16 protein-coding genes and 1 tRNA gene are annotated in these 16977 nt (G+C 35.9%); 13 read left to right on the top strand and 4 right to left on the bottom strand.

The annotated features are described in order from the left end of the window. The coding region (locus tag QUH73_RS09695) for a hypothetical protein (RefSeq protein WP_289530236.1) at window positions 1-230 on the bottom strand (230 nt) is incomplete at its 3' end. Between the two features lie 286 nt (window positions 231-516). Here QUH73_RS09695 and QUH73_RS09690 point away from each other — a divergent pair. Further along, complete coding sequence (locus tag QUH73_RS09690) at window positions 517-1260, top strand: DUF6261 family protein (protein WP_289530235.1); 744 nt, start codon at window positions 517-519, stop codon at window positions 1258-1260. Between the two features lie 550 nt (window positions 1261-1810). On the opposite strand, the gene QUH73_RS09685 is transcribed toward QUH73_RS09690, so the two are convergent. Further along, window positions 1811-2527: a hypothetical protein gene (locus QUH73_RS09685; RefSeq protein WP_289530234.1), complete on the bottom strand. Its 717-nt coding sequence runs from the start codon at window positions 2525-2527 to the stop codon at window positions 1811-1813. A gap of 437 nt (window positions 2528-2964) precedes the next feature. Between QUH73_RS09685 and QUH73_RS09680 the strand changes: the two genes are divergently transcribed. The 7 genes from QUH73_RS09680 (at window position 2965) to QUH73_RS09650 (ending at window position 11498) form a co-directional block, all read left to right on the top strand. Then, the gene (locus tag QUH73_RS09680; protein ID WP_289530233.1) at window positions 2965-3714 is read left to right on the top strand and encodes a phosphatase PAP2 family protein; all 750 of its coding nucleotides are present in this window, start codon (window positions 2965-2967) and stop codon (window positions 3712-3714) included. 69 nt (window positions 3715-3783) lie between these two features. Then, window positions 3784-4461, top strand: a complete 678-nt coding sequence (locus tag QUH73_RS09675) for a response regulator transcription factor (RefSeq protein WP_289530232.1) — start codon at window positions 3784-3786, stop codon at window positions 4459-4461. Continuing rightward, entirely contained in the window at window positions 4458-5699 is a 1242-nt protein-coding gene (porY, locus tag QUH73_RS09670) for a sensor histidine kinase (RefSeq protein WP_289530231.1), read from the top strand. Before QUH73_RS09675 ends, porY begins: the two co-directional genes overlap by 4 nt. A 1-nt stretch (window position 5700) precedes the next feature. Further along, window positions 5701-6987 carry a TolC family protein gene (locus tag QUH73_RS09665; protein WP_289530230.1) on the top strand — a complete coding sequence of 429 codons (1287 nt, stop codon included), beginning with the start codon at window positions 5701-5703 and terminating at the stop codon, window positions 6985-6987. 53 nt (window positions 6988-7040) lie between these two features. Beyond that, window positions 7041-7931, top strand: a complete 891-nt coding sequence (locus QUH73_RS09660) for an efflux RND transporter periplasmic adaptor subunit (RefSeq protein ID WP_289530229.1) — start codon at window positions 7041-7043, stop codon at window positions 7929-7931. A 1-nt stretch (window position 7932) separates the two neighbouring features. Next, window positions 7933-10950: an efflux RND transporter permease subunit gene (locus QUH73_RS09655; RefSeq protein ID WP_289530228.1), complete on the top strand. Its 3018-nt coding sequence runs from the start codon at window positions 7933-7935 to the stop codon at window positions 10948-10950. An 86-nt stretch (window positions 10951-11036) separates the two neighbouring features. Continuing rightward, a complete protein-coding gene (locus QUH73_RS09650) occupies window positions 11037-11498 on the top strand; it encodes a PepSY-like domain-containing protein (protein WP_289530227.1) in 462 nt (153 codons plus the stop codon). A gap of 210 nt (window positions 11499-11708) precedes the next feature. Here QUH73_RS09650 and QUH73_RS09645 read toward each other — a convergent pair. Next, window positions 11709-11784: transfer RNA gene (locus QUH73_RS09645), tRNA-Pro, on the bottom strand. 180 nt (window positions 11785-11964) lie between these two features. Between QUH73_RS09645 and trxB the strand changes: the two genes are divergently transcribed. Then, on the top strand, window positions 11965-12957 hold the full coding sequence (gene trxB / locus QUH73_RS09640; protein ID WP_289530226.1) for a thioredoxin-disulfide reductase: 993 nt from the start codon (window positions 11965-11967) through the stop codon (window positions 12955-12957). 111 nt (window positions 12958-13068) lie between these two features. On the opposite strand, the gene QUH73_RS09635 is transcribed toward trxB, so the two are convergent. Then, window positions 13069-14319 (bottom strand): aminotransferase class I/II-fold pyridoxal phosphate-dependent enzyme, encoded by a 1251-nt coding sequence (locus QUH73_RS09635; protein ID WP_289530225.1) that lies wholly within the window; start codon window positions 14317-14319, stop codon window positions 13069-13071. A gap of 168 nt (window positions 14320-14487) precedes the next feature. Here QUH73_RS09635 and QUH73_RS09630 point away from each other — a divergent pair, with 168 nt between their 5' ends. The 4 genes from QUH73_RS09630 to QUH73_RS09615 all read left to right on the top strand — a co-directional run bounded on the left by QUH73_RS09630 (window position 14488) and on the right by QUH73_RS09615 (window position 16918). Further along, complete coding sequence (locus QUH73_RS09630; protein ID WP_289530224.1) at window positions 14488-15291, top strand: outer membrane protein assembly factor BamD; 804 nt, start codon at window positions 14488-14490, stop codon at window positions 15289-15291. Window positions 15292-15314: 23 nt separating this feature from the next. Continuing rightward, window positions 15315-15650 carry a DNA-directed RNA polymerase subunit omega gene (locus QUH73_RS09625; RefSeq protein ID WP_289530223.1) on the top strand — a complete coding sequence of 112 codons (336 nt, stop codon included), beginning with the start codon at window positions 15315-15317 and terminating at the stop codon, window positions 15648-15650. A gap of 63 nt (window positions 15651-15713) precedes the next feature. After that, a complete protein-coding gene (locus tag QUH73_RS09620; RefSeq protein WP_225441296.1) occupies window positions 15714-16271 on the top strand; it encodes a flavoprotein in 558 nt (185 codons plus the stop codon). An 11-nt stretch (window positions 16272-16282) separates the two neighbouring features. Continuing rightward, complete coding sequence (locus QUH73_RS09615; RefSeq protein ID WP_336622388.1) at window positions 16283-16918, top strand: phosphopantothenoylcysteine decarboxylase; 636 nt, start codon at window positions 16283-16285, stop codon at window positions 16916-16918. The last annotated feature ends 59 nt before the right edge of the window (window positions 16919-16977 follow it).

Here is a 16977-nt window from a genome sequence, read left to right as displayed (position 1 = left end):
GTCTGGCTTGTGCCAGCATATCTCCAAACTTTTTTTTTATAGTCTGGCTTGCGCCAGCAGATCACCAAACTTTTTTTTGATAGTCTGGCTTGCGCCAGCAGATCACCAAACTTTTTTTTGATAGTCTGGCTTGTGCCAGCATATCTCCAAACTTTTTTTTGATTGTCTGGCTTGCGCCAAATGCTCTCCAAACGAAAAAGAGGATGTGCCGGCAGTCTTTTATAAATCAAATATTATTTTACAAAGTACCTGTGTTAGTGGTAGTTCCTAATGCGCTATTATTGTTTTGCAGTTGAGGAATAGTTTTGTTCATAATAAAAGATTTACTAGTCCTTTTTTTAGAGGGATTACAAGGGGAGGGATGTGTTTTCATTTGTTGTGCAGGGCATTGCAGCTTTGCTTGTGCAGAGAATGAAAAAAAACAACATAATTTTAATCGAATGTATTTATATTATTTTAACTTTAATATTCTGTTAATAAAAAATTGGTTTTTGTATTTATTAAAAAGATTGAGATATGTTTATTAAAATGATTTTTAGTTGGTTGCGGATTAACGAAATATTGGGTTACTGCAACGAGATTATTAGCTTTCTGCAATCCATCGATATGGAAGGTTTGCAGCTGGGCCCTGCAGTAGAAAAGTTAAGTGCGAAGTATCAGGAAGCATTAAAGGTATCGAATAGGAGCCGATCGAATGCTTATACCGATATGCTGCTCGAACAAGATTCCCGCAGAGATGAGTCTTTTCTTGCTTTCCGTAATTTAATGGAAGCATCAACTCACCGAAAAGATGAGGTCATAGCAAGTGCAGCGGAAACAATCTGTCGGATTATTCGAGCACACGGTTGGTCTTTGCATGCCGACGGACAAAAGGTGCAGTCAGCCAAAATGGCGAGTCTGCACAAAGAACTCGAGTTGCCTGAAAATCAGGAGCTGATTCTTCATTTGAATTCAGATTCGTGGTATCGCGATATGATGGAGGACAACACGGCTTATAATGAGTTGAAAGAAGACAAAACAAAGGCCAAAGCAAGTGCGGCTGATTACGACACCAATGAGGTGTATAAAGAGCTGCGCCTGGCTTGCGTAGAATTATTCGATGCCATAGAGGTGCTGAATCGCATAGCACCAAACGGGAAATATGTCGAGATGGCTAATTTTATAAACGACTGCACTCAAAAATATAGTATTGCAGCCCGTACCCGAAAAACCAAAAATGAAAAAGCAGCTGCCGAAACTGCAGCAACAGAGGCAAAGTAAAAAAAGCTGAGGCTCCTGAAATTCTCAAGCAAACCCGCGAAAGTTTAGTCTGGAATTAAGGGCCTCGGCCTGCTGATAAAAATACGATCTTTTTGTCAGCATTTATTGATCCTCAAAATTTTTGACCAATTTTTATTACAGATGATCCTCCTTCTCAGGAGGATTTTTTTTTGATCCCCACTCCCGGAAAAGTTCACTTCCCCGAACGCAAATGGAAACTGCCATAAAAAGCAAAAAGGTTTCCTTTTCGGGAAACCTTTTGTTCTGTATTGTTGGTGTGGGAGATTCAAACTTTCGATTCCTAACCTAGACACAAGAACTTAATTTTTAAATGTCAGTAAACCAATGGTTGCGAGAGAGGGTGCGGGTTTGGTTTTGCAAGTTTTTCATTGCGATATCATTCCTAAACTAGCAGTGTTGACCAATTACACTTTTAAAAATTTCTTATTTTGCTGGAATTTAAATTATATCATGATATAGAATAAAATAAATCAGAATTGGTGACAGTAAATTAATAAATATATTCCTCCGGTTACAAAATGAGTTACTATTATGGTGTGATATAAGTATTCTGTATGATTTGTATCATTTCTGTTGTAGTTTCAAATTCCTCATACTTCCGACTCTCTATGTCTTTCGTTATATTTTCGACTTGAATGTTATCGATGCCATTTATATCAAAGGAATTGTTCTTCTCATTAAATACACAATGATAATAGAGCTTAAGACTATCTGTTTCATTTAATAATGGATCCTCCCAATTAAATTTAACAAACAAAAAGAAATTAGTTGAATCTAGTATTGGAACTGGAGGATGTAAATTGTTATACCATACTGCACCTGCAGAGAATGGATTAGGTGATCCCAAAGGGTCACCTTTAAAAATAGTCTTGCTTTTCGGATAGATACCTGTTGTAGTTATCGTAAAATTAGTTAGAGATCTTAAGCCTGTGTTTTTTGTATGAATTTGTAGTATTGGTATTTTATAAAGAAATGGCTTGCTTGTCTGAACACAATAATGTTCATTTGTAATTGCTTTATTTCCTCCTCTGTCTGCTATAGCTATTTGTGGTCTATTTGCTTCAACAGAATACCTGTAGGATTCATTCGAAACCTGCAATGCTTTATAAGCTATCCAAAGGGATAGTGCTGCAATAATAATAGTTAGTAAACCAGATGTTTTCTTCGATCCTTTCCAGAGATAAATACTCTGTATTATAGAACGAATCCTATTTTTCGTCTTGTATTCTATTTGTTCTTCATTCATGGCTATCTTGTTTTAGTAACATAAAAATACTAACCTACAAAAAAACCGAACGGTTAGGTTCAGTTCTTTATTTAAAAAGCTATATGCAAATTGTTACTACTCTCTTTTTACTGGTCAGAACTTTAATCTTCTCTAGATTTTAATGATTTTCCATGCTGAAATCAATGTCGTTTTTTTTTTTTTTTTGATTTCACAAGCGAATTTGCTTTGCCCGAAATGATTCCTGTTGTTTTTTTCTTCCATTTTGTCTTACTTCAGATAAACAATTAATTCTATGAGGCTTGTACACACACGCTTCATGTAAAAATAAGACAAACTTCAAATTTCCTTTAGATTTTCGAATTATATTTCGTTCTTAAATTGAGCAATTAGAATCCGGATTCTTAAAAGAGTTACTTGTAGTAGTAAGGATTCATTAACCTAAATTTAAAAGAATTATGCGATTCTATTTCTTTCTTGTTTTTTTTCTTCCTCTTCAGATTCTAGCCAACTCTTCGGTAAAAGATTCTTTGAATAAAAAGGACAATGGTAAATATGAGTATGGCTTGACTGTTAAAAAAACAATTGTTCCTCTTTCGTTGATCACTCTTGGAATTATTGGTATTAAAAGTGATGGAATAGAGATTTTTAATCAAGAGGTTCGGGAGGAAGTTCAGGAGAACATTGACCGACGTTTTTCGATGGATGATTTTTTGCAGTATGCTCCGGCAGGTGTGGTTTATGCGAATAACTTATTGGGAGTAAAGGGGAGGCACAGTTTTTCAAATCAGTTGTTAATACAAGGAACTTCTTTGTTTATTATGGGAGCTGTTGTCAACTCTCTTAAACATGCTGCCAATGTGGAAAGGCCCGATCATTCCGGATTTACATCTTTTCCGTCGGGACACACGGCCATGGCTTTTGTGAATGCTGAACTCCTTTGGCAGGAATATAAGGATGTCTCGATTTGGTATGGCATTGCGGGATATTCTATAGCTGCTTCAGTTGGGATATTTCGGGTTGTGAATAACAAGCATTGGGTGACTGACGTTGCTGCAGGAGCCGGAATCGGGATATTGAGTACAAAAATATCTTATCTGATTTATGAAAAAATACTGACCAGAAAAAAGAACAGAAAACAAACTGCTTTGGTGATGCCGTTTTACAATACAAAGCAATTGGGTCTTAGTTGCTCAATTACATTTTAAGACGTTAAACAGTGCGATTTAGTTGCTAAAGAAACATTGCAGTTTATTTTTTTATCACAAAATTGATTTATGAAGATTCTGATTATAGAAGATGAACTGGAATTACTGGAGGTGATTGGTAATTATCTTAGTAAAGAGAATTATATATGCGAATTGGCCGATAATTTTCGAAAAGCAGAAGCGAAATTGTTCAGCTATCAATACGATGTAATTTTATTGGATGTTGGCTTGCCTGACGGCAATGGATTGGATCTCCTTTCCACAATTAAGAAATATCAATTAGCAGGAGGTGTGATTATTATTTCTGCAAGAAATTCAACTGTCGACAAAATAACCGGTCTCGACTTGGGCGCTGATGATTACATGACCAAACCATTTGAGTTATCAGAATTAAATTCAAGAATCAGAGCCGTCATAAGAAGACGCCAGCTTAACGGCAATAATATTTTAGTATTTAACGAAATCAGCATCAATACCGATAGTAAAACAGTTTTTGCCGCGCAAAAAGAGATCACACTTACAAAAAAAGAATATGATTTGTTTTTGTTCTTTCTAATCAATAAAAACAGAGTTCTTACCAAAGAAGTGCTGGCTGATCATTTGTGGGAAGATAATATCGATTTAGCCGTAAGTTTCGATTTTATTTATACTCACATGAACAACATCAGAAAAAAAATAAGGAGTGCAGGTGGCAACGATTACATAAAAACAATTTACGGTATGGGATATAAATTTACAGACTCATGAAGTTTTTGGACAAAATTAACCGGAGATATCTTATTCTATTAACTGTTGTCTTGGTGATTGGTTCTTGTGCCGGGTATTTTGTGTTGAGATATATTATTGTGACCGAGACAAAAGAGTCTTTGGTAAATAAAGAGCTTCTGATAAAAAAGCAAATTTCAGAATCTAACGAAATTCCCAATCTGTATCCCATTATCGAATTAAAAAAGGTGAATTATTTATCCAATAAAACACCCGAATTTAAAGAGATTGAAATACGTAATGAGTTGGAAGATGAATTGGAACCCTTTCTGGAATATTCAACATCTGCACAAATTAATGGGGTAAATTATTCCATTAAATTGCGTCAGTCTATATTCGAAACAGAAGATTTGGTTGTTATTCTGGCCTTTACCTTACTGGTTATTCTTTTCGTTTCATTTGGAATTTTATTTCTGATTTCAAAAAAAATAAGCCGTACAATTTGGGCTGATTTTGAATGCAATTTAGTTCGGATTGAGAATTATAATTTCACGAAAAGAGAGAATTTTCAACTTCGAAGATCGGATACTGAAGAATTTGACAGATTGTATAAGGTCATTGAAAAACTGACTTCGAAACTTGAATCAGATTACCATTTATTAAAGGAATTTGCCGAAAATGCTTCGCACGAAATTCAAACTCCCATCTCGATTGCACTATTAAATCTGGATGAAATTTTACAGCAGGAACTCGATGAAACAACATTTAATAAAGTTTATGCTACAATTAATTCTTTAAAAAGGCTTTCTTCTTTAAACAACAGTCTTATTCTTCTTGCCAAGATTGAAAACAGGCAGTTTGCTGTCGATCAAGAAATCTCATTTCATCGAATGAGTAAGAAGAAAGCCGAGGAGTTTAAACCACTTTTTGAATCCAAAGAGCTGAAGGTCGATATTAAATTCAGCCATGATTTTTGCTGTCAGTTAAATGAAACTTTGGCCGAACGATTGTTCAATAATTTGTTTTCCAATGCCATTAATCACAACAACAAGGGGGGAACGATTCAGATTGTAATTTGCGAAAATGAGTTTAAAATTTGCAATACAGGCCCGGAACATTCTTTAACGGATGAAACTATTTTTCGTCGGTTTACCAAGGGCAGCTCAAAATCTTATGGTTTAGGACTGGCAATAGTTAAAAATATCTGCGAGACGGGTAATTTGCAAATTCAGTACATGAAAAACGGAATGCATTGTTTTAAAATCTGTAAAAATAGTTAGTATGCGTAAAACAAGAATTTTATTGACACTAATTTTGATGTCGCCGTTACTTCTCAATGCGCAAACCCGAAATTTAAACTATTACCTTGATCAGGCAAAAAGGAACAGTCCTTTAATTCACAAAAGCAGGAATGAAAGTCTGCTTCTAGATTTGGATTTAAAACAGGTTCGAGCCGTTCTTAGGCAACCCGAAATTAGTATTGAAAGCAATGTATTGCTTGCTCCTATTATCTCTCATGATAATAATTCTTCCCATCTGCAATTGATATCGAATGGATCGGAAAACTATAATGGATACGATCTTTCCTCAACAGACGGAGGGCAATATCAAGCCGGCATTTCAATTAAGCAGCCAATAAATTCCCGCTTTAAAATTCAGTCTTATTCCAAAAACACGGATATCAATAAAAGAATTAATGAAAACAATATTGATTTAACCATTCATGAGTTGGAGTTTCTTATTGGTTCGCAATACCTGCTTTGCTTAAAGGCAAAACAACAGGTTCAGAATAGTTTGGCTCTCGAAAATCAAATTGGAGAGCAGGTGAGCGTTATGCAGCATTTGGTTGAAACCGCAGTTTATAAGCAATCCAATTTGATGTTGCTGCAAATTGAACAGAGCAATTTCGAGGCGGATAGAAAAATGTTTCAGTCAGAATATAAAAATGACCTTTATGATTTAAATCTATTGTGCGGTATTCAGGATACTTCAAATGTTGATATTCAGGATGTAAGTCTTGTTTTGGAATCCAATATGAAGGGAGAGCAAAAATTTTTAAAATCTTATAGGTTGGATAGTTTAAATATTCTTTCGGAACAGCAAATTTACAATTTGAGATACAAGCCTCAATTCTATTTTTATGCCAATGCAGGCTTAAATGCTGTCTATCAACCATCATTCGACCGTCTTGGTTTTAGTGCAGGATTGAGTCTTAGCTGGACAATATTCGACGGGCATCAGAGCAGATTACAAGAGCGAAAAACTGAAGTAAATCTGAATACCATTGAATTCGAGAAGAATAATGTAATCAGTCATGCCGATATCCGGAAATGTAAGATTATGGCTCAAATCGAATCTCTGGAACAAAGAGTGAATGTGATATCGCAGCAATTGGAAAAATATGATATTCTGGTTGATACCTACAATAACGAACTTTCAATTGGGGAAATGTCGATCATGGATCTGAAAAATTTGCTTCGGGATGTTGCTGTAAAAAGGAATGAAATGGTCACGTTCACCATGGAAAGACAGGCCTTAATTAATACGTATAATTATTGGAATTATTAATAATCTGATTGATGCTAAATTTCATAGACCTTCAAACTGCAAATCACAGAAAAATGAGAAAACCAATTTTAATTTATTTACTGATTGTTTCAAATATATTTCTTTTTTCATGCAAGCAGAAAAGTAGTACTACTAAAACGCAAAATCCAATCATATCTGTTAAAACGACGGCAATATCAAAAGGAGATATTGAAAATTACATTTGCTTAAATGGAAGGGTCGTTTATCTGAAAAAAAACAAAATAACAGCCCCTTTTTCAGGATATATAACCCGTGTTGAAGCAGAATATGGGGATCTTGTTAAAAAAAATGATCTTTTATTTGAAATACAAACCAAGGAAAGCAAAGCTTTAAATACTGCACTTGGCAAAGTCGAAATTTCAGCTCCTTTGGATGGTGTCATCAGTGAATTAAATACAAATGAAACAGGAACTTTTGTTCCTGAAGGTGATTTGTTGGCTGTTATTGCTGAAAACAGTCAGGCAATAATTCAGTTAAATGTACCCTATCAGTACAATGACATATTAAAGTCGGTGGCAAGCTATAAAGTGATGATCGGCGATGATAAGTCTTTTTATGCCGGACTTTTTAAAATTATTCCTACTGTAAATGAAATTAGTCAGACTCAGGTGGTTCTATTAAAACCAATCGGGAAAGTTCAGTTGCCCGAAAATCTAAATGTTAGGGTAAAGTTTATCATCGATAAAAAAAACAACACTTTGTTGGTTTCAAAAAATGCCATTTTGGCCAATGAAAAGCAAACCTCTTATTGGCTGATGAAAATCATGAAGGACAGCTTGGCTGTTAAAGTGCCAATTACAAAGGGGATAGAAAACGATAGTGTTGCAGAGATTTTATCAGAAAATATAAATGTTGACGATGTAATTATTTGCGAAGGAGCATATGCTTTGCCGGATAGTTCAATTGTGCGGATAACCAAGTAGTATGGAGAAAATATTTGTCAGGTTCAAAAGCCCCATTGCAGTTATTTTATTACTCATATTAATAGGAGGAGGATTTTCCTATCAAAGTATGAAAACCTCTTTGTTTCCGAATGTGACGTTTCCGAAAATAAAAATAATTGTTGACAATGGCGAACAGCCGGTTGATAAAATGATGGTTGCAATAACCAAACCAATCGAAAATGCGATTAAAAAAGTAGAGAGTCTGAATTTGATTCGAAGCACTACCAGTATGGGCAGTTGCGAAATTTCTGCTTTTATGAATTGGGATTCGGATATTGATTTGGACAAACAACAGGTAGAATCTCAAATTGCTCAAATTAAAAATGACCTGCCCAATGGAGCTCAAATTACCATCGAGAAGATGAATCCATCCATATTGCCGGTAATTGGGTATTCGATTCAATCCAGCTCAAAAAGCCAGGTGGAGCTGAAAAGGATAGCTGAATATATTGTGAAACCCTATCTGTCCCGAATTAAAGGAGTAGCGGCGGTAGATGTAATTGGCGGGAAAGTAAAAGAATATCGCATTGTTCTGGATGAACAACAGCTCAATTTATTACGAATCAGTCCTCAGCAAATTAGTAACGCATTGCAGCAAACTAATTTTATAGCATCAAATGGTTATACTGTTGATTACAAGCGCTTGTATTTAACGATTACCGATGCAAGCATAAAAAATAAAGAACAACTCGAAAATTTAGTGTTGTTTAACGATGCTGTACGCAGTATTAAAGTCTCAGATGTTGCAAAAGTTGAAATTTCTGAGCGTAACGAATATGTTAAGATAAAAGCCAATGGTAAAGATGTTCCACTAATTGCAGTCTTAAAACAGCCGAGCAGTAATTTAATGGATGTGTCGGAGCAGGTTGTGGTTAAAGTTAATGAACTGAAAGAAATATTACCCGATGACGTGATCTTGACATCTTATTACAATCAGGGTGATTTTGTAAATAAGAGTATCCACAGTATAATCGATGTTCTGTGGATTGGGCTATTGCTGTCCATCGTTGTTGTAATTGTATTTTTACGTTCCGTAAAATCAAGTACCGTTATCCTGATAACCATCCCTCTCACGCTTGCACTTACTTTTATTATCCTGTCAGCTATTGATTTCGATTTCAATATCATGACCATTGGAGCCATTGCCGCTTCTATAGGTTTAATTATTGATGATGCTATTATCGTGGTGGAACAAATACACCGTACGCATGAGGAATTTCCTGATCGGAAACCGAATGAGTTGGTCGGTAAAGCCATTGGTTTTTTATTCCCTTCAATGGTAAGTTCCTCGCTCAGCACAATTGTTATTCTCATTCCTTTCGAATTAATGACCGGAGTAGCCGGAGCTTATTTCAAGATTTTGACTGAAACCATGATGATAACATTGCTTTGTTCATTTGTTGTTACATGGCTTGGCTTGCCTGTAATTTATTTACTGTTGTCGAAAAATAGGGGACTGGGTAAAAGTTCAGAGAGTAAGCATTCCACGCATCAGTGGATTCGTTTCTTTCTTGCGAAACCATATATCAGTATTCTGTTTTCATTACTGCTTATTTTGAGTATTGTATGGATCATGCCAAAACTTTCTACCGGGTTTTTACCCGAAATGGATGAGGGGTCGATTGTTTTGGATTATGATTCGCCGGCAGGAACATCTCTGGAAGAAACAGACCGAATGCTAAGCGAGGTGGATAAAATTATAGAGTTAATTCCCGATGTAAAAACATATTCCCGACGAACAGGAACACAAATGGGATTTTTCATTACGGAGCCCAACCGGGGTGATTATTTAATTGAATTAAAGAGCAACAGAAAAAAAACAACCGAAGAGGTTGCAGACGATATTCGTTCTGAGGTGGAGTTAAAAGTGCCTGCTTTAAACATTGATTTTGGACAAGTAATATCCGACATGCTTGGGGATTTAATGAGTAGTGTTCAACCCATTGAGATAAAGATTTTTGGTGATAATCATGATAAATTAAAACTCTTATCGAAACAAATCGCAGATAGTCTGGAAACGATTAAAGGAACAGCTGATGTATTTGATGGGATCGTAATTGCAGGTCCCATACTTCGAATTTTCCCGAAAGAGGATAAATTAAATCAATTTAAACTTAGTGCTTCCGATTTGCAGGCGCAGCTAGAGATTTTTTTGGCCGGGACAGTCATTGGAGCAATTCAGGAAAAGGAGCAGCTTACAGATATTCGAATGATTTTTCCTATGAATAATAAAACGGCAATTGAAAAAATTGAGAAATTGAATATTTGTATTCCTTCGGGTAATTATCTGCCAATTAAAACATTTGCTGATTTTGAGATACAAAGCGGTGTGTCGGAAATAGAACGGGAGAACCTTCAAACAATTGGGGTTGTAACAGCGCGATTAAATAATCGGGATTTGGGAAGCACGATGAAAGATATCAAAATCAAATTGGCGAAAATTAATTTACCGGCTTCGTATCAGATTACATATGGCGGAGCTTATGCAGAGCAGCAACAATCTTTTTCGGAGCTTCTGAAAATATTGATTGCAGGTGGATTAATGGTTTTTACCGTGGTGCTGTTCATGTTTAAAAAACTGGCAATTTCCCTTGTCGTTCTTTTTATAAGTGTTCTTGGTATATCAGGCAGTTTAATTGCCTTGTATTTTACCGGAACTCCTCTAAATGTTGGTAGTTATACCGGGTTGATAATGATTATTGGCATTATAGGTGAAAATTCCATTTTTACCATACAGCAGTTTTATTCCGAATTAAAAAACACTTCTGTCTCTGAAGCTTTATCGTATGCTATTTCAACTCGGCTTCGTCCTAAATTAATGACTGCATCGGCAGCGGTAGTTGCCCTTAGTCCATTGGCTCTGGGGATTGGTACAGGAGCTCAAATGCATCAACCACTGGCAATTGCTGTAATTGGAGGATTAATTATTGCCTTGCCTTTGTTGCTCATCGTGTTGCCAGGCTTGTTAAACCTGATACTAAAAAAGCAAGTGTCGTAATTTTTTTTGCAGGCAGACAATAACTTCAAGATTTCTTTAGATTAGGTACTTATATTGATCATGTTATTAATTTAAAATAGATCAAAATGAAAAATTTATTAGTAGTGATTATTGTTATTGCAATAACTTCAGTATCGGGTTGCGCGCAAAATAAAAAGGCTGTTCCAGATCAGGTTAAAACTGCTTTTGCTCAAAAATTCCCAGATGCATCCAATGTAAAATGGGATAAAGAAAACGATGCAGAATGGGAGGCTGAATTTAAGATGTCGGGAAAAGAATATTCTGCGAACTTTAACTTGGAAGGAATTTGGTTAGAAACAGAATTCGAAATTAGTTCAAATGAAATTCCGGACCTTGTAAAAGCTGCAATAGAAAAAGAATTTTCAGGCTATAAAATAGAAGAATCTGAAATGTCTGAAACAGCAGAGGGGAAGTGTTATGAATTTGAGTTGAAAATGGGTAAAACCGAAGTCGAAACAGCCATTAACTCGAAAGGAGAACTGATCAAAAAAGAGTCAATTAAAGAAAAAGTCGATGACGGGGATTAGAAAAAATGAAATGCTCGGTTTAAAAAAGTAGTAATACAATCAACAGGCATATCTCACAAAACTACTACCATAATTTGCACGTTTTTTGCAAGTTTTTACACTTTTAACGCTGCAAAAAGCATCTTAAATCGCAATATTTAAGAGAAAATACGACAAAATAAAAGCGACTACTGAGGGTGTAGTCGCTTGATAATCAGTAATTTTACATTGTCGGGGCGAGAAGATTCGAACTTCCGACCCCACGCCCCCCAGACGTGTACTCTAAACCTGGCTGAGCTACGCCCCGATATTGCAGGCAACAAATATAGTTTATGTCTAAGAATTGTCAAAATGAAAACGGCTGAAAGATTCGAGTTAATTGATGCGAATATCTACTTTTTCTATGAATAAACACACTTGTAGTTATCTAGATATTTTGTAGATTTGCTACTCGAAAACTTATTTAGAAACAGAATAATTAACATATATGGAATTTAAGTCAATGAATCTGAAGGATACCAATCCTTCTACACCTGAAGGGGATATTGAAAATGTAAAATGTCTGATTGTTGGATCTGGTCCTGCCGGATATACTGCAGCAATTTACGCCGCAAGAGCAAATTTGAATCCTGTTTTAATTGAAGGTTTGCAACCCGGAGGACAATTGACAACAACAACAGAGGTAGACAATTTTCCTGGATATGCTGATGGAGTTACCGGACCGGTTATGATGGCTGACTTAAAAAAACAAGCTGAGAGATTTGGTACAGATTGTCGTTGGGGGTTGGTAACAGAAGTAGACTTTTCTTCTTATCCTCACAAAGTAATTGTTGATGGAAAGAAAATTATTATGGCGGAAACTGTTATTTTGGCAACAGGAGCTACAGCAAAATACTTAGGTTTTCCTACCGAAGAAAAATATATGGGCTCGGGAGTTTCGGCTTGTGCTACTTGTGATGGTTTCTTTTACCGCGGATTGGATGTTGCAGTAGTGGGAGGTGGCGATACAGCTGCCGAAGAGGCAACTTACCTGGCGGGTTTGTGTAAGAAAGTATATTTAATTGTACGTAAAAATTATTTAAGAGCTTCTAAGGCCATGCAGGATCGTGTTGCCCGAACAGAAAATATCGAAGTTCTTTATGAGCACAATACCAAAGAGCTTTATGGCGAGGGTGTAGTGCAGGGTGCTAAATTGATAAAGCGAATGGGAGAGGCCGATGAGACAGAAGTGGACATCAAAATAGATGGTTATTTTGTCGCAATCGGACACACGCCTAATTCAAAGATATTTAGTAAGTATTTAAAAACCGATGAGCAAGGTTATGTGTTAACCGAGTCAGATTCGACCAAAACAAATGTTGCTGGAGTGTTTGCGGCTGGTGATTTAAAAGATCCTCACTACCGTCAGGCAATTACTTCAGCAGGTTCAGGATGTATGGCAGCTATGGATGCTGAGAGATTCCTTTCTGAAAGAGAATAAACGGAAATTTTGTTAGATATAGATCACCCGACTACTTGTTAGCCGGGTATTTTTTTGCGCAAAAAAAACGACATTCGAAGGAATGTCGTTTGGATTGTATTGTTTAGAATACTATTGATTGAAAATATCAGCAAATTTCTCGTTGCTGTATTTGCCATCGTTTAATTTCTTAGCAACTTCTTTAAATGCGTTAACAGTGTATTCAACATCCTCTAAAGTGTGCATTGCAGTAGGAATCAATCTAAGTAATAATTGTCCTTTAGGAATTACGGGGTAAACAACGATAGAACAGAAAATATTGTAATTCTCTCTTAAATCCATCGTTACCTGAGTTCCTTCAGCTACACTACCCGATAAATAAACTGGTGTTACAGGAGACTCTGTTACGCCAATGTTTAATCCGGCCTCAGTTAAACCTGTTTGTAAAGCATTTGTTACGTTCCAAAGTTTCTCACGCAATTCAGGAGAGTTTTTAAGTAACTCCAAACGCTTAATAGATCCTTCTACGATTGGCATTGGCAATGATTTCGCAAAAATCTGAGATCTCATTGTGTATCTTAGGTAAGTACCAACTTCTTCGCTGCAAGCGATAAAAGCTCCGATTCCAGCCATTGCTTTTGCAAAAGTACTAAAGTGTAAATCTACTCTATCTTCAACACCAAAATGCTCAATTGTACCAGCACCGGTTTTTCCCATCACACCAAATCCATGAGCATCATCAACTAGCAAACGGAAATTGAAATCATCCTTAAGAGCACAAATTTCATCTAATTTACCAAGGTCACCAGCCATTCCGAATACACCTTCAGTAATTACAAGGATTCCACCACCGGTTTTTTCAGTCCATTTGGTAGCTCTGTCTAATTCTTTACGAAGATTATCCATATCGTTATGAGGATAAACGAAGCGTTTTCCAACATGAAGTCTCAAACCATCCATGATACATGCATGCGATTCAGAATCGTAGACAATCACATCATGACGACCAACAAGAGAATCAATAATAGAAACCATCCCTTGATATCCAAAATTAAGAAGGAATGCATCTGGTTTTCCAACAAAATCAGCCAATTGAGCTTCTAACTCTTCATGACGGCTTGTTTGTCCGGACATCATACGAGCTCCCATTGGATAGGCTAATCCCCATCTTGCTGCAGCTTCAGCATCCTCTTTTCTTACTTCAGGGTGATTTGCTAATCCGATATAGTTATTCAAACTCCATGTCAAAACTTCTTTCCCACGAAATTTCATTCTTGATCCTATTTCACCTTCCAATTTAGGAAATGCAAAATATCCATGAGCTTGCTTAGCGTATTGCCCTAGATTTCCTCTTTTTGATGTAACTTTGTCAAATATATCCACAGTCTATGCTTTTTTTGAAATGTTTTAATTGCAACTGTGCAAAAGTAATGTTTTTTGGAATTTTAGCAATAAATTATAAAGAATTGTATAATATGAGTGGAAAGTATCCTATTTTTCGCTTGAAAACTATATCTTTGCAAAATGCAAAAAAATAGAGTAGCTATACCTATGAGAAAAATTGTTTATGTTTTTTTACTGTTCGCCTTTATTTTAGGTGGATGCAGCGATTACCAGAAATTGCTAAAGAGTAACGATAATCCTTTGAAATATAAGAAGGCTGTTGAATACTATAATGCAGAAGAATATGTAAAAGCGGCAACTCTTTTTGAGGAATTATTGCCAATTTATCGGGGAACAAGCAAAGCAGAAACAATCAGCTACTATATCTCTTACTGTTCTTATGGTTCGGGAGATTATATTTCTGCTGGATATTTCTTCAGGAATTTCCTGAAAACATTTCCAGATAGCCCGTATGCAGAAGAGAGTTTGTATATGAGCGCTTATTGTTACTATTTGGAGTCTCCTAAACCGAGATTAGATCAGACACCAACAAAAGATGCTATTGATGCGTTTCAATTGTATATTAATCGTTACCCGAATTCTACCCGAATTCCAAAGTGCAACGATTATATTGATGAGATGCAGGATAAGCTGGTGTTGAAATCATTCTTAAGTGCAAGAAATTATTACGACAGAGAACATTTTCCTGCAGCAATTGTTTCCTTGCAAAATGGATTGAAAGATTACCCTGGTTCATCTTATCGGGAAGATTTAATGTTTATGTTGTTGGAATCTCGATATAAATTAGCCTTATTAAGTGTTGAAGACAAAAAAAGAGAAAGATATAATCTCGCAAAGGAAGAATATTTTTCTTTTGTTGATGAATTCCCTGAAAGTAAGTACCGAAAGCGTGCTGAAAAAATGATTGAAGGTATAGAAGCCTACTTGAGTAAGTTTAATACGAATATTTAAAATAGATCTAATTCTTTTATAGTATGGATTACAAGAAAACAAATGCAGCAAGTTCTACAATTACCCGTAACATGACTGAGTTAAGTGAAGAAGTGGGTAATGTTTACGAATCTGTAGTGATTATGGCAAAACGTTCTAATCAGATTGCTGTTGAACTGAAAAGTGAACTGAATAAGAAATTGCAGGAGTTTGCATCTTATACAGATAACTTGGAAGAGGTTTTTGAAAATCGCGAGCAAATTGAAATCTCTAAATATTACGAGAGATTGCCAAAGCCATCATTAATCGCGGTTGAGGAATTTATTAATGGAGAAATCTATTACAGAAATCCTGCAAAAGAGCTGCAAGCCGAAGATTAATTTCAAAATAGTTTATCAGTTCCCTTTGTTGCAAAAGGGAACTTTTTATTTTAAGCCTGGTTTATGTTAAAAGATAAAAATATTATTCTTGGAGTTACCGCAAGTATTGCTGCTTATAAAGCTGCTTCTTTAGTGCGTTTATTGGTGAAAGAAGGAGCAAATGTAAAAGTGATCATGACTACCTATGCAAAGGAGTTTATTTCTCCGGTAACCATGGCTACTTTATCCAAAAATACTGTATTATCAGATTTTTTTAAACATGATGATGGGTCATGGAATAGCCATGTAGATTTAGGTATTTGGGCTGATTTATTGATTGTTGCACCAACAACAGCCAATACAATGGCAAAAATGGCGAATGGTATTTGTGATAATTTACTTTTAACAACTTATCTTTCAGCCAAATGTCCGGTTATTCATACTCCTGCAATGGATTTGGATATGTTTAAGCATCCTGCTACATTGCGAAATATGGAGATTTTAAGATCTTATGGCGATTTATTTATTGAACCTTCAAGCGGTGAGTTGGCAAGTGGGCTCTACGGAAAGGGAAGAATGGAAGAACCGGAAATTATCGTTAAGAAAATTATTGAGTTTTTCGAATCTAAAAAAAAAAACTAAGCAATAAGAAGATCTTAGTAACCACCGGGCCAACTTACGAGAAAATTGATCCGGTGCGGTTTATTGGCAATTTCTCATCCGGGAAAATGGGCTTTTCAATAGCCGAAGAATTAGCTTCTCAGGGAGCTCAGGTTGTCTTGGTAAGCGGACCTACCTCTTTAAGTACTCAAAATCCAAATATCAAACGTATTGATGTTGTTTCCGCTCAGGAAATGTACGAGGCATCGCTAAAGGCATTTCCAACTTGCGATGGGGGAATAATGACTGCAGCTGTGGCCGACTTTACTCCTGTAACAACCGAAAATACAAAGGTGAAGAGAGGAAAGGAAAATTATACCATAGAGCTAACTCCCACCAAGGATATTGCTGCATCTTTGGGTGCCATTAAAACAACAAATCAGTTTTTGGTCGGTTTTGCATTGGAAACAAACAATGAAGAAACCAATGCTAAATTGAAGTTGGAGAAGAAAAATTTAGACTTTATTGTTCTTAATTCTTTGAATGATAAAGGAGCCGGATTTCAGCATGATACCAATAAGATAACGGTAATTAATAAGAGCGGAGCATGTAAGAAGTATGAGTTGAAAAGCAAATCAGAGGTGGCAAAAGATATCGTTAATGAATTGATTGCATATTATGAAGAATAAATATTGGTTCACTTCCGTTTAAATTTTTAACTTTAGCTGTTCACTTTTGAAATCCAATT

The sequence above is a fragment of the Labilibaculum sp. K2S genome, assembly GCF_030372765.1.
In the GTDB taxonomy this organism is placed as follows: domain Bacteria; phylum Bacteroidota; class Bacteroidia; order Bacteroidales; family Marinifilaceae; genus Labilibaculum.
This window is presented reverse-complemented; position numbering and strand designations above follow the sequence as displayed.